Annotated in this window: 23 protein-coding genes; 11 read left to right on the plus strand and 12 right to left on the minus strand. The window is 41.1% G+C overall.

The annotated features are described in order from the left end of the window. Nucleotides 1–101: 101 nt before the first annotated feature. Nucleotides 102–1,088: an arsenosugar biosynthesis radical SAM (seleno)protein ArsS gene (arsS, locus tag PN499_RS00140; protein ID WP_272029563.1), complete on the minus strand. Its 987-nt coding sequence runs from the start codon at nucleotides 1,086–1,088 to the stop codon at nucleotides 102–104. Nucleotides 1,089–1,539: 451 nt separating this feature from the next. After that, nucleotides 1,540–2,178: a hypothetical protein gene (locus PN499_RS00145; RefSeq protein ID WP_272029564.1), complete on the minus strand. Its 639-nt coding sequence runs from the start codon at nucleotides 2,176–2,178 to the stop codon at nucleotides 1,540–1,542. Between the two features lie 87 nt (nucleotides 2,179–2,265). Here PN499_RS00145 and PN499_RS00150 point away from each other — a divergent pair, with 87 nt between their 5' ends. Both PN499_RS00150 and PN499_RS00155 read left to right on the plus strand, forming a co-directional pair. Next, entirely contained in the window at nucleotides 2,266–2,400 is a 135-nt protein-coding gene (locus tag PN499_RS00150; RefSeq protein WP_267879560.1) for a hypothetical protein, read from the plus strand. 345 nt (nucleotides 2,401–2,745) lie between these two features. Next, a complete protein-coding gene (locus tag PN499_RS00155; protein WP_272029565.1) occupies nucleotides 2,746–3,657 on the plus strand; it encodes an alpha/beta fold hydrolase in 912 nt (303 codons plus the stop codon). 41 nt (nucleotides 3,658–3,698) lie between these two features. On the opposite strand, the gene PN499_RS00160 is transcribed toward PN499_RS00155, so the two are convergent. Further along, the gene (locus tag PN499_RS00160) at nucleotides 3,699–4,220 is read right to left on the minus strand and encodes a DUF4330 domain-containing protein (protein WP_007353335.1); all 522 of its coding nucleotides are present in this window, start codon (nucleotides 4,218–4,220) and stop codon (nucleotides 3,699–3,701) included. Nucleotides 4,221–4,674: 454 nt separating this feature from the next. Between PN499_RS00160 and PN499_RS00165 the strand changes: the two genes are divergently transcribed. Further along, a complete protein-coding gene (locus PN499_RS00165) occupies nucleotides 4,675–5,559 on the plus strand; it encodes a M48 family metallopeptidase (RefSeq protein ID WP_272029566.1) in 885 nt (294 codons plus the stop codon). Nucleotides 5,560–6,191: 632 nt separating this feature from the next. On the opposite strand, the gene PN499_RS00170 is transcribed toward PN499_RS00165, so the two are convergent. Beyond that, nucleotides 6,192–6,524 carry a TMEM14 family protein gene (locus PN499_RS00170; RefSeq protein ID WP_272029567.1) on the minus strand — a complete coding sequence of 111 codons (333 nt, stop codon included), beginning with the start codon at nucleotides 6,522–6,524 and terminating at the stop codon, nucleotides 6,192–6,194. A gap of 125 nt (nucleotides 6,525–6,649) precedes the next feature. Here PN499_RS00170 and PN499_RS00175 point away from each other — a divergent pair, with 125 nt between their 5' ends. The 5 genes from PN499_RS00175 to PN499_RS00195 all read left to right on the plus strand — a co-directional run bounded on the left by PN499_RS00175 (nucleotide 6,650) and on the right by PN499_RS00195 (nucleotide 10,759). Next, entirely contained in the window at nucleotides 6,650–8,005 is a 1,356-nt protein-coding gene (locus PN499_RS00175) for an ATP-binding protein (RefSeq protein WP_272029568.1), read from the plus strand. A gap of 32 nt (nucleotides 8,006–8,037) precedes the next feature. Then, nucleotides 8,038–8,484 (plus strand): tellurite resistance TerB family protein, encoded by a 447-nt coding sequence (locus PN499_RS00180; protein WP_272029569.1) that lies wholly within the window; start codon nucleotides 8,038–8,040, stop codon nucleotides 8,482–8,484. Between the two features lie 157 nt (nucleotides 8,485–8,641). Beyond that, nucleotides 8,642–9,253: a peptidoglycan-binding domain-containing protein gene (locus PN499_RS00185; RefSeq protein WP_272029570.1), complete on the plus strand. Its 612-nt coding sequence runs from the start codon at nucleotides 8,642–8,644 to the stop codon at nucleotides 9,251–9,253. A gap of 24 nt (nucleotides 9,254–9,277) precedes the next feature. Beyond that, nucleotides 9,278–9,685 carry an acyl-CoA thioesterase gene (locus PN499_RS00190; protein WP_272029571.1) on the plus strand — a complete coding sequence of 136 codons (408 nt, stop codon included), beginning with the start codon at nucleotides 9,278–9,280 and terminating at the stop codon, nucleotides 9,683–9,685. 135 nt (nucleotides 9,686–9,820) lie between these two features. After that, nucleotides 9,821–10,759 carry a putative 2-dehydropantoate 2-reductase gene (locus PN499_RS00195; protein ID WP_272029572.1) on the plus strand — a complete coding sequence of 313 codons (939 nt, stop codon included), beginning with the start codon at nucleotides 9,821–9,823 and terminating at the stop codon, nucleotides 10,757–10,759. Between the two features lie 119 nt (nucleotides 10,760–10,878). Here the strand turns inward: PN499_RS00195 and PN499_RS00200 are convergent, their stop codons facing one another. The 6 genes from PN499_RS00200 to menA form a co-directional block, all read right to left on the minus strand. Further along, nucleotides 10,879–12,291 carry a 2-succinylbenzoate--CoA ligase gene (locus tag PN499_RS00200; protein ID WP_272029573.1) on the minus strand — a complete coding sequence of 471 codons (1,413 nt, stop codon included), beginning with the start codon at nucleotides 12,289–12,291 and terminating at the stop codon, nucleotides 10,879–10,881. Next, the gene (locus PN499_RS00205; RefSeq protein WP_272029574.1) at nucleotides 12,276–13,295 is read right to left on the minus strand and encodes an o-succinylbenzoate synthase; all 1,020 of its coding nucleotides are present in this window, start codon (nucleotides 13,293–13,295) and stop codon (nucleotides 12,276–12,278) included. Before PN499_RS00205 ends, PN499_RS00200 begins: the two co-directional genes overlap by 16 nt. Further along, the gene (menH, locus tag PN499_RS00210) at nucleotides 13,295–14,110 is read right to left on the minus strand and encodes a 2-succinyl-6-hydroxy-2,4-cyclohexadiene-1-carboxylate synthase (protein ID WP_272029575.1); all 816 of its coding nucleotides are present in this window, start codon (nucleotides 14,108–14,110) and stop codon (nucleotides 13,295–13,297) included. Before menH ends, PN499_RS00205 begins: the two co-directional genes overlap by 1 nt. A gap of 33 nt (nucleotides 14,111–14,143) precedes the next feature. Beyond that, nucleotides 14,144–14,569, minus strand: a complete 426-nt coding sequence (locus PN499_RS00215) for a retropepsin-like aspartic protease (protein ID WP_272029576.1) — start codon at nucleotides 14,567–14,569, stop codon at nucleotides 14,144–14,146. Then, a complete protein-coding gene (locus PN499_RS00220) occupies nucleotides 14,566–14,811 on the minus strand; it encodes a hypothetical protein (protein WP_272029577.1) in 246 nt (81 codons plus the stop codon). The genes PN499_RS00215 and PN499_RS00220 overlap by 4 nt, the downstream gene beginning before the upstream one ends. Nucleotides 14,812–14,933: 122 nt before the next feature. Then, nucleotides 14,934–15,839 carry a 2-carboxy-1,4-naphthoquinone phytyltransferase gene (gene menA, locus PN499_RS00225; RefSeq protein ID WP_272029578.1) on the minus strand — a complete coding sequence of 302 codons (906 nt, stop codon included), beginning with the start codon at nucleotides 15,837–15,839 and terminating at the stop codon, nucleotides 14,934–14,936. A gap of 364 nt (nucleotides 15,840–16,203) precedes the next feature. Here menA and PN499_RS00230 point away from each other — a divergent pair, with 364 nt between their 5' ends. Further along, nucleotides 16,204–17,646 (plus strand): isochorismate synthase, encoded by a 1,443-nt coding sequence (locus PN499_RS00230; protein ID WP_272029579.1) that lies wholly within the window; start codon nucleotides 16,204–16,206, stop codon nucleotides 17,644–17,646. Nucleotides 17,647–17,882: 236 nt separating this feature from the next. Continuing rightward, nucleotides 17,883–19,652, plus strand: coding sequence for a 2-succinyl-5-enolpyruvyl-6-hydroxy-3-cyclohexene-1-carboxylic-acid synthase (gene menD / locus PN499_RS00235; protein WP_272029580.1), 1,770 nt, complete (start codon nucleotides 17,883–17,885; stop codon nucleotides 19,650–19,652). Nucleotides 19,653–19,731: 79 nt separating this feature from the next. Here the strand turns inward: menD and grxC are convergent, their stop codons facing one another. Beyond that, nucleotides 19,732–20,046, minus strand: a complete 315-nt coding sequence (grxC, locus tag PN499_RS00240; RefSeq protein WP_272029581.1) for a glutaredoxin 3 — start codon at nucleotides 20,044–20,046, stop codon at nucleotides 19,732–19,734. A gap of 812 nt (nucleotides 20,047–20,858) precedes the next feature. Between grxC and PN499_RS00245 the strand changes: the two genes are divergently transcribed. After that, nucleotides 20,859–21,509 carry a calcium-binding protein gene (locus tag PN499_RS00245; protein ID WP_272029582.1) on the plus strand — a complete coding sequence of 217 codons (651 nt, stop codon included), beginning with the start codon at nucleotides 20,859–20,861 and terminating at the stop codon, nucleotides 21,507–21,509. Between the two features lie 128 nt (nucleotides 21,510–21,637). Here the strand turns inward: PN499_RS00245 and PN499_RS00250 are convergent, their stop codons facing one another. After that, nucleotides 21,638–23,713, minus strand: a complete 2,076-nt coding sequence (locus PN499_RS00250) for a ShlB/FhaC/HecB family hemolysin secretion/activation protein (protein ID WP_272029583.1) — start codon at nucleotides 23,711–23,713, stop codon at nucleotides 21,638–21,640. Between the last annotated feature and the right edge of the window lie 65 nt (nucleotides 23,714–23,778).

The raw sequence follows: 23,778 nt of genomic DNA on the forward strand, positions 1-23,778 counted from the left end.
CCAATTACCAATTACCAATTACCAATTACCAATTACCAATTACCCATTACCCATTACCAATTACCAATTACCCATTACCCATTACCCATTACCCATTATATCTAAATTAGAGAACCACCACAGCTAGAACCACAACCTGCCGTGCAACCATAGCAATAAGCCGCAGTCTGTACCTCTTGAATTAAGTCTAAACTACCAGATTCTAGCAATTTTGCAACTGTTATTATTTCCCCCGTGCTAGTTTTCGCAGGCAAATTTTCCATTTGATTAAAATCGCAGTCATAGACATTACCAAGATAATCAATTGAAAGTTCATCTCTGCACATTAAATGTTCAACTGTAGTCGGATTAAAATTATCTTCTAAAAAATGGAGATAAGGCTTGTGCAGTTTCTTATGTTCCAGATGAAATTTAGTCCTCCCCACTGGCAAATTAGTAATTGTGTACAAGTGATTAAAACAAATATCAAAATGTTCGTCTAAATAAGTTTTATAATCGCGCTGAAGCTTATTCTGTTCGGGTGTCAGAGAAAAATTATCTGTACTTGGAACTTGAGGATTATACACCAAATCTAAAATTAAATCTGGGTTTTTACCGTAGCCTAACTGGTTCAGCTTTTGCAAGGCTTTAATTGAATTATCAAAAACACCATTTCCTCGCATTTTATCAACATTTGCTGATTGATAGCAGGGAAGCGAAGCCACAATTCGGATCTGGTTTTGGGCGCAATATTCCGGGATATCTTCAAACCCTTTTTCAAAGTAAATTGTCAGATTAGAACGGACAATCACTTGTTTACCAGCAGTACGTGCCGCTTCAGCTAAAGGTTTGAAACCATAAAGCATTTCCGGTGCGCCCCCAGTAAGGTCAACAGTTTTAATTTGGGGAAATCTACGAATTAAATCTATTAGTTGATTACAAGTTTCTGGGGAAAGTTCTTCAGTTCGTTTCGGCCCCGCCTCTACGTGACAATGGGTACAAGCTAGATTGCAGCGTTTGCCCAAATTGATTTGTAAGACAGTAATTTGCTTCTTAGTTAAGGGTTTGTCGAGCTTGTTTTTGAAAGGTGTCAGGGCAGTTTGAATCATCTGTCAATCCTTTTGATGTGCTCTTCTAACTAATATCCTGTCTGGTTAAATACTTGTTGAGGAATTACGCAGGCTTGTGTAGTGAAGCCACCGTCTCAGCAGTCTTTTACCGCTGAGACGGCGGCTTTACAAAAGTTTTGTGTAATTCTTATTGTCATTACGAGCAAAGCGAAGCAATTTGAAAATCTTGCGCTGATGAAGCCTCCCCGAAGGGCTTATGCTTCACAACGTCAAGCCCTGCGTGCAGGCTACGCCAACGCAATGACAGATGGCAAGTAGTTGACCAGATTATGATATAATACTACCAATTCTGACAAATTTGGCAACAGTAATAGCTGGAGGTTGGGTGTAATGAAGTGAAACCCAACTCTTGTTGACAGTTGACAGTTGACAGTTGACAGTTGACAGTTGACAGTTAACCGTTAACAGTTAACCGTTAACAGTTAACTGTCTAAAACCCAAAGCTAAAATCATCTACTATTAGCTGACCGTCAAAAGCGTAGAAAGTGACTTGGTAAATATTCGGGGCTTTTACTATTAGCTTAGCGTTGGGGGGAATGCGAGAATTAAAGCCAGCTAAATTTGGTGCGGGTAATTCATCCTCAGTAATTACATTCCCAGCGCGATCGCGTGCTGATAGAACAGTTCGCCGCGAACTGGTGACAAGTCCCGAAACAAAGCGAACTGGATGCTTGAATGTCACCTCTATAAGCCCACTTTTAGGCGCTCCCATTAATACTGTCACCCCAGAACTAACTGAAAATGCTGGGTTTGACGGTTGGATCGCAACTGCATTGGCAAAAGTCACTCCGCAATGCTCAAACTGAGACTCTACGACTTCAAAACATTTCAAGTCTTCTAAAGCTAAGCGGACGCAAGCAGGTGGAGTAACGGGTAGACGAAACTCTGACCCTCCAATAGTCCCTTCTGGAGTAGCAATCAAAATTTCTGGGTCGTTAATTCCAATACCGCAATGCACGGGCGATTTGGCTTCGCTAATGAGAGTCTCAAACTCTGCGGAGCCGTCAGATTGAACATCTGGCCTGTCAATCATAAAATCTTCGCGATTCCCTGTTTTGAGCAGTTGCATTGTTAGTAGACCTCCCCTAATTAATTATTTCTGTGGTCGTAGATGGTATGCAGCCAGACCGAGTAATTGCAGAATCCCTGTTAGGGCTTGAAACTCGTACTGGTTACTCTCTACTACACCCTTTCGAGTCGTTCTATCGCCAAGCCGGAAGAAATTGATATGATTTTTCCAGATGGAGTCATAAACCTGCTGCGCGATCGCGCATCCTGTACTGACGGCTAACAAATTTCCCGCTCTGGGGGGTAAGACCCCTCATTGAGAAATTATCCCTTATCTGCCGGAGTTTGCAAGGGTAGCGCGATCGCCATTTGCCCAATCCTAGAGAGTCAAAACTCTCTGGCTGTCTGTGGTTTCAGCCTGTAGACCGATTAAAAGAGACAAAAAATATTTATAAAATCTTTACAAAAGTAAAGCTGTCTTTACATTAGCTCGATATTTTCAGGTATAACGTATCACTATGTTGAGCTTGGTCGGCAGTCCCAAATTCAAAAATTGCCTAGTCAAATAGTAGGATGTAAAGATATAAAAACTATGACTATAATAAATCCCTATTACAAATTAAAACTTATGTTTCAGCCCCTTGGTTTTGGTCAACGCTCAATAGTCACATCTCTCGGCAGAATGGTGTACTACACTGCTGACGATACACCTTGGATCGCGGGAGATACACAATCGTTAGAGAATTTACCAACGCTGGTTTTTTTTCATGGATTTGGAGGAGGTTCTAGTTCCTACGAGTGGTCAAAAGTCTATCCAGCTTTTGCAGCAGAATATCGGATTTTAGCACCCGATTTAATTGGCTGGGGACGCTCTGAACATCCGGCAAGGAACTACAAACCTGATGATTATATCACAACTTTGATTGAATTTATAGAACAAACTTGTAGCAGTCCAACTGCTGTAGTTGCTTCTTCTTTAACAGCAGCTTTTGTAATTCGGGCTGCGATCGCACGCCCCGACCTCTTCAAATCCTTAATTTTGACTGCACCAGCAGGTTTGTCAGACTTCGGAGAAGATTACGGACGTAGTTTCTTTGCTCAGTTAGTAAACACCCCCATTCTAGATCGAGTGCTTTACAGTACTGGAATTGCCACCAGCGGCGGGATTAGAAGTTTTTTAGAACAGCGTCAATTCGCCGAGCCGCGCCGCATTTACGATGAAATAGTAGAGGCTTATTTACAATCGGCATTGGAACCAAATGCAGAATATGCAGCCCTCTCTTTTGTCAGAGGTGATTTGTGTTTTGATTTGTCATTGTACATCACCCAACTGAAGACACCGACAGCAATTATTTGGGGAGAAAAATCAGAATTTACTGGCCCAGAAATTGGACGGCGTTTGGCTAATCTAAATCCCGAAGCAATCCGAGCCTTTCAACCTTTGAAAAATGTAGGATTGACACCACAGCTAGAACTTCCCGCTGTCACTATTGGCTTAATCCGCCGATATTTGTTTTCGCTGTTAACCGTTAACAGTTAACAGTTAACCGTTAACAGTTAACAGTTAACCGTTAACGGTTTTCATTTCTCTACTCGCACATCGATAACACTAGCGTTAAAGTTGTAGTTGAGACCTTCAAGCTCTACTGTATTACCAATTTTGATTTTGATATTGCCAAGAACAGGGCCATCTTTAGTGATTTGACCCTTTCCTTCCAAGGTAAACATCATATTTCTGCTAAAGGATTCTTCTTCTCTGGGGTCTGGTAGAGCTTTCACAGTACCGTTTGGTTGAGGGACAACGACCGTCCTCGTCAAGAGATTAACAGATTTGATCTCAACCTGACCGTAAGGTTGATTGCGGATAATCAGATTAACTTTATCTCCTGTTTTGAGCAAATCTTGAAGATTGCGCCCCTTGAGACCTAAAGCAATCACATCTACCTGAACGGATTTGGTAGTTACACCAACTTGAGCAACAGAACCAGAAGTGCCGGGAAAGAAAAATATACCAACGACAACTAGGAGAATAATCAGAGTAGCACCCAAGTCTAGGATGCTCAGTTTGCCGAATAGCCGTCCTTGAGAATCCAGAATTTTCATAAATCAGCGTCCTATTGACAAATAAAGGGCTATTTCCATTGAAGCCCTAAGAGAGATTACCATGACTGCCCTCAGAAATCCGCCGCCACTTGGTGGTTAGGGGCTAGGGGAAGAAGGGGCTAGGGGCTAGGATGCTCAGGACTAGGGCAACAGAAGAAGAAATTTTTTGATTCTACAGGACTTACACACGATCGCAGTACGGCCGCTTTCCAAGCGCGGTAAATCAACCGCCAAGATGGCGGCGTTACTCATAGTTTTGCGTAAGTCCTGTTCTATTTCCTAATCAGTCACTCCCTTATTTCCCTAATCTCTAGTCTGTATCTTCTCTTTCTTTCCTTTCCCTAGCCCCTAGCCCCTAGCCCATCTCTTCAATAGAAAGCTAAAATAGCAACTAATCAGCTTGAAAGTACGTCTGAGTTGTTGGGGCTTTTTGTTCTTTGGCTTACTAAATTATATGTTTAAATTTTTCTCACCCTTATCGATCGCCTTGAAAAGTTTCTGGTTGAGTTATCGACGTGCTTACCGTCGCACAGCTTATGTGTTGTTGTCTCTTTCCGTAATTGCGGGTATTTGGCTGGTTTCGCCTCATCCGGGTCAGGCGATATCTTTGCCAGAGCTAATTTTTCGCGGGATTCAGGTAATACAATTATCGAATCTCTCCGATCGCCAAGAAGTTTCGATTGGCGAACAGATTAATAAAGAGTTAACCACTAAGGAAGTTAGAATTTATCGCGATCGCGCTGCTACTAGATATGTTGATGAAATCGGTCAACTGTTGGCTCAACAGAGCGATCGCGCTAATATCCCTTATACTTTCCAGATTGTTGATGATGACGGTATCAATGCTTTTGCCACAATGGGCGGCTTTGTCTATGTGAATAAGGGTTTGATGGCGGCGGCGGATAATGAAGCACAGTTAGCAAGTGTCATGGCTCATGAAATTGGGCATATCGTGGCTCGGCATTCGGTTAGACAAATGCGTCAAATGGCGATCGCGCAAGGAGTGGCTTCTGCTGCTGGACTAGATCGAAATCTGGCCGTACAGATTGGTGTAGAGTTAGCTTTGCGTCGTCCCCACAGTCGAGAGGCGGAATATCAAGCCGATCAATTGGGATTGCGGATGCTGGGACAGGCTGGCTATGCTCAATCTGCCATGATTGATTTTATGAAAAAATTGTTGAATAAATCTTCGCCTCCTACGTTTTTGAGCACTCACCCAGCAACTAGCGATCGCATCGCTGCTATGAGTCAATCTATAGATCCTGCTCGTGCCGATCGCGGGGAAGGCTTGAATAATGCGGCCTACAGGCAAAAAATTCGTCAGTTTTTAGGATCTTAACAGGGCTAATTGGTAATTGGTAATTGGTAATTGCTAATTGCTAATTGCTAATTGCTATTATACGACTTACGCAGGTCGTCCCAGAAACCGGGTTTTTGAGAGCATCTGTCGGTCATAGCGAAGTATTTTCGTCAAAAAACCCGGTTTCTTTGGTTTGGTGCGTAAGTCCTATATGCTAAGTAGAAGGAAGAAGGAAGAAGGAAGAAAAATTTAGTTATCTAGGAGAGAAGGAAGAATGTTTAGACAGTCAGCTTTTTAGCCATCCCGATCTTATGTTTAATTAGGTGGAGCTACTTATTAGCTCCAAAGATTTTAATAATATTAATCAGCTCTTGGAGACATATTGAAAAAAGAGCGGCAAATCGAGAAAGTAGTTGCGAATATACCCGCGTGTTTCTAGCAAAATAGAAACTAGAAATGAATATTTCTCAAGAAATTGCAATACCTCTGCTGGCTCTCGGAAGTGTATAATTTTTCCAAGGATTCAATGTCAGCTTTGGAAATAAAAGCAGGAACAATTACCGCCTTAAACTGCATCCGTCAGCTCGCAACTATTTGAATTATGTCTATTCGTATTCTACTATTTCTCAATTCACCGCCATAACAACAGGGTAATATTGATTAATCAACCCTCAAACTGTCGGCTCTAAACCTGTGCTAAGTTGGTAAACCAGCAGTGCCAGAGAAACAAGACCTCCCGCAATCATTAAGCCTGCTGGCATCAATTTGCGAGTTTTAACTAGCCGTGCAATAAAAACAATTACCAGCACAGCAGCTACAACTGTTGCTAAGATTAAACCCCAACTTTGTCCCTGAAGTTGGACGATACCGCTAAAAATCAGCAGCAGGCCGCTAAGACTCCCAGAAATCAAAGAGGCTTGGCTTTGAGCCTTGGCATATCCAATAAGGCCGCCAACAAAAGTTAAAATGCCATAGGCGATCGCGGTTGCTATACCTAAATTCATGGTTTAATTTACCTAATTGCAGAACTGCATCTAAATTTATACATCCAGGCCTGCAATTAATTGCACAAGTTGTTAGAAAATTTACAAATATAGCTGCCCTCTGAATCTGCTATACAATTACCAATATGCCTTCCCTAAACTTTCAAGCGATCGGAGAGATCCGTTTCCTCCAACGTCAAGCTGCATCCCTGTTGCTCTATCAATCCGTTCTCAAAAGTGAAGTGGGTCATGCCTTTCTCGATCTCCTACAAGCTCTCCACCATAGCGGAGACAACAGTTTTGAGTGCCTGCAAGCCTATGGGAAGTGGTTTGAAGTCCAAGCTGCTAAAAATATTAGTTGGCAAGAACATCTGATTGCACAAATTATCACAGATGACAACCCCTTTTCTCGCCAAGCTCAAAATGTAGATTTTGCTAACTTATCACCAACTTTAGTTGATGCTGCACGGCATGATTTACAAATATTACAAAGCCTTTATCAATGCAGCGGCGACCAACTCAGCAAATGGGTACGAACCGCCGGTCAACTATCAGCTCCACCTGTTGTTTGGCATTCAGAAAAAAATGACGTAGAAGCAAACCATGAATTGCCCCTACGCAGTAAATTAGAAAAGCTGGAAAACTGGTCAAATTCCTTAGAAATGCTAGCAGCTAACTATCGGCAATTTGGCTGCGGATTATTTGCTAAGTATCGAGCTTTCCAATGGCGAGCCGGGAAGTTATCAAGCATCCCATATCCCGACCCTGTAAAGTTGACGGAGTTAGTGGGTTACGAGTTCCAGCGCGAGGCTTTACTGAAAAATACCAAATTTTTACTGGCAGGATATCCTGCTTTGCACGTCTTACTTTATGGTAGCAGAGGCTCTGGTAAATCATCCTTAGTAAAGGCACTCTTAAATGAGTTTGGCAATCGCAATCTTCGCCTAATTGAAGTAGCAAAATCTGACCTGAAAGATTTGCCATTGATTATCGAGCAGTTACGCGGTGTTTCTCAAAAGTTTATTATCTTTGTAGATGACCTCTCCTTTGAAGAAGATGACGATGCTTTTAAATCTCTCAAAGTAATTTTAGAAGGAAATATAACAGCTAGACCCCTCAATGTCGTAGTTTATGCTACTTCTAATCGGCGGCACTTAATTCGAGAATTTTTTGAAGATCGGCCCCGTCCCCGCGATGGTGATGAAGTTCACGCATGGGATACAGTTCAGGAAAAACTTTCATTTAGCGATCGTTTTGGTTTAACTTTAACATTTGAACCAGCCGACCAAAACATCTACTTAAAGATTGTTCGGCATTTAGCAAATCAAGCAGGAATTAACCTCAGTTCTGAAGATTTAGAATCTCGCGCTAAAGAGTGGGCAACCCGGCACAACGGACGTTCTGGAAGAACAGCAAGGCAATTTGTTAACTTTCTGCAAGCAGATTTAGCTATTTCTGGGCAAGATATTGGAAAAAATCAGCAGACAGTGCCATCATTGTAATAATACAAACTCTCAATTAGGAGAAACTGACAATGGGTTTGTTTGATAAACTAGCGGGCGGCCGCAAACAAAGTGAAGTAACTCTAGGCCCAGCCGAAGCTTTTGCTGCGATCGCACTTATTGCTGTTGCTGCCGATGGTTACATTACTGATAGCGAAGGTCAAGCTATTAGCACTACGCTATCAAGAATGCAACTTTTTCGGAGCTATCCTAATGATGTGATGAGAAAAATGATCGATCGGCTTCTGAGTATTCTCCAGCGGCAAGGTGTTGAGGTTCTATTTAATGCCGCTACAGCAATACTGCCTGACGATCTCAGGGAAACAGCTTTTGCTGTTACAACTGATATTGTCTTGGCAGATGGCGAAGTCTCGGAAGAAGAAGAAAAACTTTTGAACGATCTCTACCGCGCATTAGAGATTTCAGAAGAGATGGCGCTGAAGATCATAGATGTAATGATGATCAAGAACAAAGGATAATGTTAATTTGAGATTTGAGAGCCACATCTATTAATAAAAATTCAGATGTAGTTACATCCAAGAATAGTATAATCGTCTCAAATCTCAAATTTCTAATACATTGATAGAGATCTCGATCGCATTTAAAATCTAGTTAAAAGTCAAAAAAGGCAAATTTATGGATAATATCGCCTACTCTCACTTATACCTAGTCTACGAGCAACCATCTCAATTAAGAGAATGGAATTGGCCTCAACTTACTAGCAAGATCCTATTCTGTCTCCCGTCAGTTTTGACATTAGTATCTGTTTTCGGAAATGTAAATACTTCCTTAGCAGCACTAAGCGATCGAACCAGAGATTTTCCAGTATTTGAACTGCAAAATCGTTTGAAAGAACTCGGTTACTTCCCAAAGAATGTAAAATCTACGGGATTTTTTGGAACGATCACTCAAGAGGCGCTAGCTGAATTTCAATGCGCCCACAATCTCCTATCAAGTGGTATTTTAGACTCCGAAACTTCGGCAAAACTAGAAAGTGGTGAAGCTCAACCCTACTCACCGCAAACTGGCATTAAATTATTAAAGTTAGGCAGCAGTAATGGTTGCGTTAAACAATTGCAATTGCAGTTAGCAGCTTTGGGCTATTACAGAGGTAAAATTAATGGCAGATTTGAGTATTCAACTCAAGTTGCAGTCCAGCAATTTCAGCAAGATTCCTCTCTGGAGGCAGATGGAATTGTTGGATCTGTTACTCGTAAAGCCCTGAACGATCGAGTGAAGGATATTTAACAAATTTAATCTCAATAATCATCAATGCCCTTTACTTATTCCCGAATAGTTCGCTTTCAAGATACTGATGCTGCTGGCGTGGTTTACTTTGCGAATGTTTTGGCAATTTGCCACGAAGCTTATGAAGCATCTCTAGCAGCATCCGCCATTAATCTTAAGGTATTTTTTAGCAACCCAAAGGTGGCGATTCCAATTATTCATGCCAGCGTAGACTTTTACCGTCCCATGTTTTGCGGTAATGAATTGGCGATCGATTTAAACCCTCAACAGCTTGCAAGTGATGAATTTGAAATTACTTATCAAATTTTTTCTAATGAGGTTGCAGATAGATGTGCTGCTAAAGCAATTACTAAGCACGTCTGTATCGATGCAACTACTCGGAAGCGCCAACCTTTATCTCAGGAGTTAATCCAATGGCTAGCTCAATTTTAGATATTAGAGGTTAAATTATTTTTGGTTATACCAACTTACCAAAATCATGTAAGATATATTCCTAAATCCTCCTTAAAAAGGAGAAATGATGAGTAAACTCCTATTCGTACTTTTTTAAGCTCCACTTTTTTTACTATGATAAATCGCAGTTATGCTATTCTTGGAACAGGTGCTTTAGGCGGCTTCTATGGTGCTAGATTACAGCAAGCAGGTTTAGATGTCCATTTCCTGCTACGTAGTGATTACGAGTACGTCAAGCAACATGGTTTGGTTGTGGAATCGCCAGAGGGTAACTTTACTTTGCCCCAAGTTCACGCCTATAAAAATGTTGATCAAATGCCGAACTGTGATGTCATAGTTGTGGCTTTGAAGACTACTCAAAATTATTTACTGCCGGAATTGTTGCCACATTTTAAAAACCCAAATAGTATTTTTTTGGTATTGCAAAATGGGTTAGGAATAGAACCAAAAGTAGCAGAAATTGTCGGAAATAAACTGGTAATGGGAGGCTTGTGCTTTCTTTGTTCTAACAAAGTGGGCGCAGGTCATATTCGCCACTTAGATTATGGTACAATTACTCTGGGTGAATACTCCGCTCACTATCAACCAAGTGGAATTAGTGATAGATTACGTGAGATTGCTAATGACTTTGAATCCGCTGGCATTCCTATAGTAATCAGCGAAGATTTACTTTTAGCCAGATGGAAGAAACTTGTCTGGAATATTCCTTATAATGGGCTTTCTGTAGTTCTGGATGCTAGAACTGATGAACTGATGGTTAATGCTGATACGCGGATTTTGGTGGAAAAATTGATGTGGGAAGTTGTAGCGGGAGCAAAAAGTTGCGATCGCACTATTCCCGATGATTTTATCCCAAAAATGCTTGATTATACTGACAAAATGAAGCCTTATCGGACTAGCATGAAACTGGATTACGATCGAAAACAAAGGCTAGAAGTTGAGGCGATTTTTGGCAATCCACTACAGATGGCTGAACAATCAGGTGTTAATTTACCTCTGATTGATATGCTTTATCGACAGTTAAAGTTTTTGGATGTTCGTGAATGTAAATAATAATTGAATTCAGATTCAGAGGTAGCGGCTCCCAGAATTTGTTAGCTCGCTATCGGGAATGCTTTGGCGAATTGCCAGAAGATTAACAGTAAAAAAATCAAGAAGTTGCCTTCGGGAAATCAAATCTGATCGTTAGCCTTCAAAGATTTTATGGCAATTTCTTGCAACCGTTCGCGGTTGACTTTCCCTTGAGAATTGCGCGGCAAACTTTCGACACTAACCCAGTATTTAGGTCGCTTAAATCTGCTCAATTTATCCTCAATTGCAATTTGCAAAGACGCAGTAGAAACCTCTAAATTTCTAGGAATATAAACCGCAGTTACCACTTGACCCCAATACTTATCTGGTAAGCCAATTACGCAGATATCAGTTACTAAACCAGTAGCTCTAATTGCCGCTTCTATCTCAGCAGGAAATACATTTTCGCCCCCAGTTATAATTTTATCACTGCTACGTCCCACAATGTTTAAATAACCATATTCATCTAAATATCCCATATCATCTGTTTGAAAAATATCTCTATTTTCAAATATTTTAGGATAATAACCTAACGTTAATGAATCAGCATTAATAGTAATATTTCCTATTTGATTATCAGCTAATACTTCGTGACTCCCACTAACAATATTCACCTTCGCATGGGGTAAAATCTGACCATAGCTGTTATTTCCCGCCAGGAAATATTCTGGTTTGAGTGTCGCAATTTGGGAAGCGGTTTCTGTCATACCATAAGTTGGAGCTAAGCAAATGCGGTGTTTTCTAGCTTCTTTTAATAGGAAATCCCAAGCTGGAGCACCACCTAAAAGGACAGTAGGAAAGCGAGATAACCAACTAGCCATATCTGGATTTTCTAGCAAGCGTTGTAGTTGAGTTGGCACTAGAGAAATGAAAAAATCTGCGGGGTTTATATCAAGTTTATCATTAGATTCAAGTGCTTTAAACGGCACGACAACCAGTTTACCACTGCTAGTAAACGAGCGCATAAATTGCATTAATCCACTGACGTGATATAGCGGCAATACGCAAAATGAATTAATCAGTGATAATTGGAAATATTGTTTAAATCCTTCTACCGATGCTACCAAAGTTTCCCAGGTATGGATAGCAAATTTAATTTTCCCTGACGAACCTCCAGTAGGAATCATTATTAATGGGTAATTGGTAATGGGTAATTGGTAATGGGTAATTGGTAATTGGTAATTACTTTTCAGATATTCTGCGTCTTGTCCCCAAATTATGTCAGGATTAACTAAATTAAAAACTTGCTCCCATTCCTGTTTTACCCAGTTAGGATTGCAGAGAAAAATCTGGCTTCCCGCCGCACAAGCAGCAATAAAACTGGCGATAAATTGCACGGGTTCTCGCTCCGCCAGTAAAATTATAGGGGGGATGTTAATATTATCTAATTGTGTTAAATTATGGAACTTTTGCTCGGCAATCCTGGCAATTTCGCCACTGTCGTAACCAATAAGCCAGTTATTAGGTAAACGCGATAAATTTTCCAGAATATTAGGAATTAAATATTTTGCCATAAATGCTCTAACCAGCTTTCTTCCTCTTCATCAAACCAGTGGTTGACACCAAAACCTAATGCTCTATTATGATGGGAAAGTTCAAAGGCTAAACTCAGTGCTTTTTCTCTTCCAATCTTAGTTTCAAAGACTGATGAAAAAACAGCATCAATATCATGGGTTTGGCAAAATTGTCGCAATTGTGAAGGGGAACCAACTATGCAAGGTTTAATTACAAAAATTCCCCGCCAACCTTGCTGATAACATTCTTGCATCTGATTAATGGTAACAACCGATTCATCTAAAGCAATGGGAGTAGAATAGCTACTGGATAAGTGTAACATGAGATCGAATTGATTTACAGGTAATGGTTGTTCTATAAATTCAATATTTATGTTCGCTTGCTTATTAGCAGTTATAGAATCGCAGATTTCTAACCATTGGCAAGCGTCTTTATAGGTTAGTCCCTGATTGGCATCTAAGCGCAAAAATACTAGAGTTTCCATCTGAACAATAGCAGAAATTAATTGTTCAAAAACTTGGAGTTCTTCTTGAATTTGACCAACTCCTATTTTCCATTTAAACGTGCGATATCCTTGCTTCCATAGTGTTTGCCATACCTGTAAAGCTGCTTTCCCAGATGGCAATAAACCACTGTATTGATTTGGGACTTTAGCACCATCTTTTGCCAATTGTGGGTAAGGGGTAGCTGTATTTCGCCTTGGTTGTTTAATATTTTCCCAAGCAGACTCAAAACCAAATTGGCAGGCGGGTAATTCAGTGGGAATCGAGAAGATAATCTCCTCTTTAATTCTTGCGGGTAACTGGCGACAAAAATCTATAGCTTGCTCGAAACTTTCGGAACCCAACCAATTAATGGGAGCAATTTCACCTAAACTAAATTTACCAGTTTCTTCAGCCAGACGGATGATAATCCCTTCTCGAATATTCCAATCGCCGTGATTTGTTTGTAAAGGGCGATTGAATTTACGTTGATAGATACGAAAATCAAATTGGTATAACATCAACTTTCTACTGAGCAATAAAATTTCATCAGAATCGTGACAAATTTATTCAGGTTTTCTAAGTGAATATTATGACCAGTCTTGGGTATAACTTCTAACTTAGCCTTCGGGCATAAACTTGCCATCTCTGTATTGATAGCTATAAATTTATCATCATATTCTCCCGTTAGCAACAGCATAGGAATTTGATTGTTTTCAAGTTCCTCCCATAGAGACGGCTGATTGCCGATTCCCATATTACGGAGGGATTTGGCTAACTCGATTGGATTATTGTCTAGCTTGCGTTCTATTAATTGTTCAAAATCTGGGCGATCTTTTAAAGATTTGAATAAAGGTTGATTATACCAGTTTAATAAAAAGTCTTTGAAGTCGCTTGTTTTCAATTTTTGTGCTAGGTGTAAATCAGCTTGCAAACGTTGTTCGCGCTCGGATTTATGCCTCAATCCGGGAGATGCTGACTCCAATATCACCTTATCAAAACGGGAGGAAAAATAAAGGCTCATGTATAGTGCCAATCGCCCACCCATTGAATAGCCAAATAACAAACATTTGTCAATTTCTAGCTCGTCTAGTAATGTTATCAAGGCTTGGGCCGTCTGAGGAATTGTATAGCAATCTTCACCACCAATAACTCTGGTTTTTCCGTGTCCGGGAAGGTCAAATGCTAGACAATAGAAATTTTGTGATAATAAAGAAATTGCTGCGTCAAAGTCCTGACTGTTGCCCATAAATCCGTGTAAAAATAAGATTGCAGGTTGGTTATTGCTGCCCTTTAAAGAATAGTGAAATTGATAATTACCAATTTTTATTGTCATTTTGAATTCGGATGCACGAATTAGTAAATTGAGCTACCTGCGCTGATAGCGAATCTCCGCACTGCTAACGGAGATTACTGCTCGAAAACGGCAGAGAAAATCCATGCCAAGAAGACCATCTAAACGGAGAGGCGATGGTATATCATGGGCAATTATTTCAAAATTTTCTATTAGTTGCCCTACACAGTTGAACCAAGATATGCTAACGACAGGAGCATAAATTCTTCCTTGACCTGTAAATATTTCTTGCCGGCGTAAAGGATTACGAATATCATAACCCAAGTCCTCTAATGCCTGAATAGGCAAGATAGTGAAGCTGGCTCCTGTATCCACCAACAAACGTAACCGATACTCACGAGCACCACCGTTGTTTCCACCAACTGTTGCTTGCACCTTTAGCAAATTCTGTCCGTGATGTGACAAACGATAAACTTTTTGAGAACTTCTCTTTTTGATCACAACATCACCGCTATGTCTTCAGCTACAGAGCCAGTATATTCTATTGCCACTGATTTTCCTTTTCTTGGCAAAGCATTCTTATAAAGTTGATCGCGAGCGGGTGAATGAGCCAAAACTTCTCCTCGAATTACATTCAGATCCTCATCTAGTTCAGTGTAAGCAATCAGTACCCATTCGTCAGGATATAAGCTGATAATTTCTTCGAGAGTTAGAATTTGGCTAATTGCTGCTTTAGCATTCATAATTTGATACTCCTTTCTATGCGTCAAAATGGGGTATAGCTCACCCAGTCAAAGACTGCGTTGAGAACTCACTAAAAGAAATCCCTCAACTAAGCGGGCCACACCTCCATAATAACTGAATATCATCCGATGGGTAAGACAAACCCTAATCCCAGCAGTAAACCACTAATAAAATGCAAAGCTACTGCTATAAACTTAGAATTGCTAACCTTTCCAGGTTGACCGTGATACTCGCTGACATGGCGACAAAGCTTGATTGCAAATGGTAAACTCCCAAAAATTAACAACGTCCAAATTGGGAAAAAGCCCAGAGCATAAAATGCAATAGTGAAAGCAAACAGACTACCGCATAACCAGACTAATAAATTAGCACCTGTTTTTGTCCCCAGCCGGACAATGGGTGATTTTTTCCCAGCCGCTAAATCATCTTCAACTTGGTGAAAATGAGAACAAAATAAGATAATGCTAGTAACAACTCCCACAATTACAGAGGCAGCAAAATTTGTTCTCGACCAAGCTTGAGTTTGACTATAATAAGCTGCGGCTACAGCCAAAGGGCCAAAAGTAAAAAAGCAAATAATCTCCCCTAAGCCCTGATATCCTAAGCGGAAAGGTGGCCCTTGATAGCTATAGCCTAAAATGCAGCATACGATTACCAGCCAAATCACTGTTGGGTCTTGTTGCCACCAGGCGATCGCGAAAATTCCCGACACACCTAGAGCTAAAAATAAATTGCTCAACCAGAAAATCAAAGTTTTATTTCCCGTCAAGTTAACAACAGAATGAGCCTTGTTTTTATCAATGCCTGTGTCTGCATCAAATACATCATTGCTGAGATTCAGCCAAGCCAAAATTAAAATGGCTGATATTAGAAAAGTAGAAAAAATTGACGCATTAATCGTTTTAGTTTCAGCAAAAGCGATCGCAGTTCCCACCCAAATTGGAATAATCGCCACGCTGTACATCGGCGGCTTGATTGCCGCTAGCCATAACTTACTGTTGCTAGGCTCAATTAATTTTGTTGTCATTACGCAAACTTGATTAAATTGTTACGAGCCTAGCAATTTTACAATTTTATTGGGTGCGAAGGTGTACTCTGTATAGGATGGGAGTGCGTGTGGGGCGTACCTAGACAGCGATCCTCGCCGATCGCCCAGCCCGCGATCGCTCAAGACGTAACCCCCTAAAGGGGAGTCCGTGAGAGGAAGAACACTCCGATTCTAGGAGTCTCCCGCCTCTTAGCCTCCCGCTCTTGCCCTTTGCCGGGAGCGTCAACAGGCATACAGATGTGGCGCGGCGTGTCTAGCGATCGCGAACAGTGCTTAGATTGGATAGGGAGTTGTACCTAAATATAACCGCGATCCCTCAGAAAAATCTGCTATTTTTGCTTCCATGCCAGTGATACCCCATCGCACTCATCTTTTTCAAGACCGCAAGGAACTGCATCAATTTCTGTTAGATTGTCAGCAGTCTTTAACTGAAAAAGACCCGACAAAAATAGTTAGTATTTCTCTGGAAATTGCTGCCGTCGATCCCCTTGCCGTCCTTCAGGCAATTGCTGAACCAGATCGGCGACATTTTTACTTTGAAAAAAAAGATTCAGGGGCACCAGGTATCAGCAGCGGATTCGCGATCGCAGCCATTGATTCTGCTATTCATTTAACACTGGAAGGAGCTCAGCGATTTTCCCTCGCTCAAGAGTTTATTCAGTCATGTCTGGATATTACAATTGCGATTGGTACTACACATATTCCCTTTAGCGGGCCTCATTTCTTCTGTAGTTTTACTTTTTTTGATGAGAACATCGCTCCTAGCTTTGACTTTCCCCCAGCCACCATATTTTTACCTCGCTGGCAGATTACAAGACAAAACAATAGCTCCATTCTCGTTGCCAACACAGTCATAGATATAGATATAAATATTAAGCTCATTGCTGACGAAATGTGGAGCAAAATCAACAAAATTAGCTCAGGCAAATACAAGTCATTAATAATTCCTAACAACGGCTCAGTTTATTTAAAAAAAATAAACATGAATAATCCCCGGCAATTTGAAACATCTGTAAAATCTGTTTTAGAATTAATTAAATCTAAATATTTTAGTAAAATCGTCCTTTCCCATGCCATAGATGTATTTTCACAAACCGAGTTTAATTTGATTAATTCCTTGGATAATTTACGCCTTATCTATCCAGGATGCTACATATTTTCCACCAGTAACGGCAAAGGTCAAAATTTTATAGGAGCCAGTCCAGAACGCTTAATTAGCATCCACAACCATCACTTAGTAACAGATGCTTTAGCAGGTTCAGCACCCAGGGGTAAAACTGTATCTGAAGATGCAAACTTAGCTAATGGTTTACTATGCAGTGAAAAAGATTTACGAGAACATCGCGCCGTCATTGATTTTATCATCGAACGTCTATCTAACCTCGGCATCAAACCTCATACATCTTCCCAACCACACCTCTTACAACTTTCTAATATTCAGCATTTATGGACACCTATCAAAGCTCAAGTTTCCGCAGAAATTCATTTATTGAATATTTTATCAGAGCTCCATCCTACACCCGCAGTTGCAGGTGTACCTAGAGATATTGCCTTAGAGCAAATTCGCCATTATGAAACATTCGATCGTTCTCTTTATGCGGCACCTTTAGGTTGGGTAGATCATCAAGGAAATGGTGAATTTGCTGTCGGGATTCGCTCTGCTTTCATAGACGGCGATCGCGCTAGACTATATGCGGGTGCTGGTATTGTTTCTGGTTCTGAGCCAGACAAAGAGTTAGCAGAAATTCAACTGAAATTGCAAGCGCTTTTAAATGCTTTAGTTTGAAGGAATAAGGAAGAGATAAGAGGGAAAAAAACAGAAGGGAACAACTTATGTGTTACCATTAATAATTAAAATTTTACGCAGTGATTTTTTGTATGTTAACTGATCGTCGATATATTTCGTCTTCTCTTGCTGGGAAAGAGTTTGGGGTTAAGTCCCGATATTAATAATACAGCTTAGATACGTAACAACTTCCAATATCAACTAATAACTAACAATCAACAATTAACACCTACCCAATGATAGATTTTCGTAACACAAATACCCTCTGGTCATCCATCTTAGTAGAGACTTGGCAACGTCTAGGATTAAACACCGCTATCATTTGTCCAGGCTCCCGTTCTACACCATTAACAATTGCCTTTGCTCAGAATAGTAAAGTCGAAACAATCCCCATTCTTGATGAACGTTCAGCCGCATTTTTTGCATTAGGAATAGCAAAAAAGACTGGGTTTCCAGTAGCAGTTGTTTGTACCTCTGGAACTGCTAGCGCTAATTTTTTTCCTGCGATAATTGAAGCTAAAGAAAGTAAAAATTCTCTGCTAATATTAACAGCAGATCGTCCTCCAGAAATGCGTGAATGTCATGCAGGTCAAGCAATTGACCAAGTTAAATTATACGGTAATTACCCCAATTGGCAAACTGAATTAGCCTTGCCATCTGCGGAAACAGGAATGCTAAACTATTTGCGACAAACAGCAATTCATGCTTGGGAACAGGCACTTTTTCCTGTTCCCGGCCCAGTCCATCTTAATATTCCCTTTCGCGAGCCTCTTGCACCTATTCCAGAACTAGCAACCACAGCATTGCAAGCTAAATTTTCTCCCGAAAATTTCTTTGATTGCTGTCATTTCTTGCCTGGTAATAGCGAAGAATATGGGAGGAAAATATCCCCAAAAGTTGAAAGTTTTTTGACGGATTTATTCGCTCAAAAATATCATAAAATACTTATCATTGCTGGCATCGCGCAGCCTCAATTTCCCGAAATATATTGCCATGCAGTCGCACAGATTTCTAAATCTTTAGGAGCGCCAGTTTTAGCAGAAGGACTATCACCCTTAAGAAATTACTCTCAATTAAATCCCGCTCTAATTTCTACCTACGACTTAATTCTCCGCCACCCAGAAATAGCACAGAAATTAACACCCGATCTTGTCATTCAACTAGGCGAATTACCCATCAGTAAAAACCTCCGAACTTGGTTAGAAGATACCCAACCTAGACGATGGATAATTGACCCTAGCGATCGCAATTTTGACCCGCTGCATGGTAAAACTTCCCACCTAAGAACATCAGTAGAATTTATTGCTTCTATACTTTTTGAGAGAAAATTTACCGAGTCCAGTTCAACCAACGAATATCTCCAATTATGGTGTAACACCGAAGCCAAAATCAGAACAGCTATTGACCAGAAAATGAATACTATTAATAATATAGTTGAACCAAAAGCTGCTTGGCTAATTTCCCAAATTTTACCAACCGCAACCCCGATATTTATTGCTAACAGTATGCCAGTGAGAGATGTAGAATTTTTCTGGGTTCCTAATAACTTAAATATACAACCTTTTTTTAATCGAGGAGCTAATGGAATTGATGGCACTTTATCAACAGCTTTAGGCATTGCTTACCGCAATCAAAGTAGTGTGCTGTTAACAGGGGATTTAGCACTTTTACACGATACAAATGGATTTTTATTGACAAACAAATTTGTCGGCCATCTAACAATTATTTTAATTAATAACAACGGTGGTGGCATTTTTGAAATGTTGCCTATAGCTAAATTTGAACCTACCTTTGAAGAATTTTTTGCTACTCCCCAGAATATTAACTTTTCCCAGTTATGTGCAACTTATGGAGTTGAACATGAGATAATTAATTCTTGGGAACAGTTAAAACAACGTTTAAATCCACTACCTAGCAGCGGTATTCGCGCCTTAGAATTACAAACAAACAGACGAGAAGATGCTCAATGGCGTAAAGATAATCTGAGCAAATTTTCCTATTCATAGAGACCAAAAATCTCCTAAATATAGGGATTTTTGGTCTCTTCACCTAGCAATATTAAGAGTTTTAAAAGCAGTCGCTATACTAAGCAGATGGCTGAGTTAACAACGGATCTAACTTTGCATTTCCATCTAATTTATAGATGTCATCACAACCACCAACGTGCTCATTATTAATGAAAATCTGTGGCACGCTACGCCGTCCATTTGCACGTTCAGCCATTTGATTTCTAGCTGCTTCGTCGCCGTCAATTTTGTATTCTTTATAGTTTACGCCTTTCCACCACAGCAATAATTTTGCCCTCATGCAGTAAGGACAAGTTTGCCAAGTATAAATTTCCACATTAGCTTTAATGCGTTCTGGATGGCGGCCTAAAATAGGATTGAGGAAATCAAGCATTTTTATTACCCTGGTAAACGTGGATTTAAGAATTGAGCTTTAAGCTAAGTAGTCGGACATAATTAAACGCATATATAACTTGTAGGGTGGGCGCAAGCCGCAAAAATCTTTTCACGAGTAGCTAATATGCTTTCGGCTTGCGCCCACCTTACGTTTACGTTTATTTATGTCCACCTGCTTATTATAGCAATCCTAAATCAATTATTAAGAGCCTAGTTTGCTTTGCCTCTTGCCTCTCTGCAACTTATACGGTTCAGTCAAAAACAGTGTGAACTCGTACAAAACGAGTTAGAATTGGCAGAGTTTATTTTTGAATTCTGGCTTTATTTCTATTCCTAAAATTTAACTCTTTTGACATTGCCGTATAGTAATGTACTGCAAACAATAAATTGATTCCCAAAAACAACAAAGCTAATAGAAACCGAAAAAAACTCATAAAGGATAACCCCGATGTCATCGTAAATATCGCGAAAATGACTGAGCAAAGAGCAAACCCTGATGCAAAAGAGCTGAGAAATAGCGACTGCACTTTAGACATGATTTTCTTAAAAAACCTATTGGTTTAATTGGGTGATGCAACCAGAAAAGAACTCTAGTTCGGACTCGTTATCCATATATAGCCGAATATCGCAATTCCGCCAAGACTACTTCACTGATGAGATTTTCCTGACAAAGAGCCAAAATACCCCAGAGTAAAGGATTCAGTCTATTTTTTGCCAACATGAAGGGAGTTGAAAGTGCATAAGTAGTTTTTTGCCAGAAATATATTCAGGCAGCAACACTTTAGTATCTACTAGAACTAGGTTAGAAACATGGCACAACTTTTAGGGACTCTCAGCGCTGAGTATTTAGACGGAACTACTGAAAGCGATGTAATTTTTGGGTATCAAGGTGCAGACGATCTGTCAGGATTTGGCGGGAATGATACGTTATATGGCGGTAGTGGCAATGACAATATATATGGTTATAGTGGCGATGACCTCCTATATGGAGGGCAGGGCAATGACCTAATGTTTGGGGATAGTGGTAATGATACTGTATTTGGTGGTGCTGGCGATGACAATATAGGTGGTGAGGCTGGTAACGATTTTGTTTTAGGTGGCGCAGGTGACGACGCTATCTTTGGTTTTGATCTTTTCTCGAATAATCCAGGAGCTGGAGAAATTGATACTCTTATCGGTGGGCCTGGCTTTGATAATTTTTACCTGGGAGCTTTTGATCTCAGTCAATCTGCCTATAGCAGTGCAGGAAATGGAGACTTTGCCTTAATTGTTGACTTCACTGTTGGAATTGATTACATAGTTCTTGCTGAAAACGATAACTATAATTTAGTAGATTTGTCACTCCCTGGATTCGGTTCTGGTGTAGGTGTATTTGTCACTACTGGCGGGCAGAATGAACTGATTGGCTTTTTACCAGGCTCGAAAGCATCTCAACTAAGTTTGAATCGAGATTTCCTCTAGTATAGCTAGGTGCTAGGGGCGAGTGTTGAGGGAAGAGGGGAAAGCTTGACGAAGTAAGGGATTATGAACCAGAGGTAAGAGTTGGAGTTGACCTAACTGCCAAGAAGGTTGCTATATCTCATACCAAACTAGAAAGGTTTGAACTCTATAGAAAAATACAGCCCCCTTTCTTGCAGGGTTCTGTCGCTAGATTTGACCTCAATCAAAGGAATTCCCCACTCAAAGCGAGCTGTAAAGCGATCGCCATATTGCCACCGCAAACCTAAGCCCGCAGATACCAAAGTATTCGGGTCAGGTTCTCCCTTAGAACCGCTATTCCAAGCTCTACCAAAGTCAATAAACGGCGTTAGCTGCAAAATCCCTTTTTTATCGCGGGTACGATAAATTGGATACCTGACCTCAGCGGAAGCAAAAACCCCATTATCCGTCAGCAATAAATCTTGACGATAACCCCGCACAGTGTCTAAACCACCCAAACCAATTTGCTCCAAGGGTACGAGTTCCCCAGCAGCTAACTGTACATCCGATCGCAGCAGCAACAGCGTATCTGGTGCTAGCAAGCGCAAATACTGTGCTTGACCCCGCCAGGCGAGAAATTGACCGTCAGGTTCGGAATTGTTGACACTAGCATCAAAGGCTCCGATTCCGAGACTGAATTGCGATCGCGCCGCAAAAACTTGTCGGGCTCCCCTCTGGGTGTATTCCTGAAAGGCTCTAACTGCAAAAATGCGAGTTCTGCCGCGATCGTCAGATCCGGGTGACAAGGGATATTCTACCCCCAACAAAAAGGTATCGCTTTCTCGCCGAGCAGCACTGAGCCCCAAGGCAATTTCTTGGTTAGGAGTTTGGACTATTGGCTGGCGGTAGGTTAATTCGTAGTCACGGCTTTTGGCTTCAATGTCCAGTTCGTCAAAGGGCGGCTCAATAATATTGCTCTTGCTCCTACTGAGCTGAAAACTGACAGTGCCATTACGCGGATTCACAGGTAGCGTATAGTTAAGCTCCACACTATTACTGCCATCTGTGTTTGTATAAGTCAAACTGGCGCGATCGCCTCGGCCCGATACATTACCTGAGCCAATTTCTGCCCCCCGTCGGAAAGTCCCCACGCTCGGAGAGCGCCCATTATCGGCAAAAATGCGTGAGTTCAAAGTTTTTGCTTCTTTAATCCGCACTTCCAGCAAGTTTAAACCGGGGCGCGATCCTGCTTGCAGCTCAGCGGAGATATTTTGGATCAGGGGGTTGAGTTGCAGCAGTTGCAAAGCTTCTAATAGCCGATTTTGATTCAGAGGAGCTTGAGTAGCGATCGCCAATCGACTTCGTACATACTCAGGATTAAGCCGCTGATTCCCTGCCACACTAATACTTTCTAACCTACCTTCGATCGCCTGAATCTTGACCACACCCCCCGTCATACTTTGAGGCGGAATCAATGCGCCGGAAGTGATGTAGCCTTTGCTGATGTAAAGTTGCGTTACAGCAGAACGAGCTTGCAGCAGTTCGGCAAAAGAGATCGGGCGACCCGTAAAATCTGCTAGTAACTTGTCTAATTCTTCTTTACTGAAGACAGTGCTACCAACCACTTCAAACCGCTCGACTGTCACCGTCCCTGGAACGTTGGGGATTTCTTCACGATCGCCGGGAGCTGGCGTTGAAGGCTGGAGGAGTTCTTCTGGAGGAGGTAAAGGCGACGGTATCGGTAATTCTGGCTGTGGCGGCGGAGTAGGTATCCCAGGGTTGGGAAGCTGAGATACTTGTGAGTTATCTAAGCGTCCAGTTGAGCTGATATCTAGGCTATTGGCAATGTTTTTAGGTGGAATTGCCAGCGGAATTGACGATAATATTCGCGATCGCTCGTCTTCTGGAACCGCCATCATCAGGCTTTGAGATTGCTTCCCCCAGCTCTTGGCAATAGGAGAAACAGCCGGACTTGATGGAATTACAGCGGATTGCAACTCAGTTGAGTACGAAATCTCACCCCCTCTATCGAGCATTCTCCCCTTAACAAGGGTAGGACTGGCGAGAAGTGGACTTTGTGACGATACTTCCGATAATGTGAGGTTGCTTTCAGCAGTTTGAGCTCTTAATGGCTGAGGATAAAAAGCTGTAACTGAGCAGTTACAAAGCAGTGCGACTGTACAATTTATCCTTAAAAAGCCGATGAAAAGTTTCCGGGGCATAGCAGGTGATGTGACAGGAGGCATTTAAACTCTGAGAAGCACCTTGCCCTTGGAGTTTAGCATCTTTGTATTAAATTTTAAGGATATTG

Origin of the sequence: Kamptonema animale CS-326 (assembly GCF_028330895.1) — a bacterium.
Taxonomy (GTDB): Bacteria; Cyanobacteriota; Cyanobacteriia; order Cyanobacteriales; family Microcoleaceae; genus Kamptonema; species Kamptonema formosum.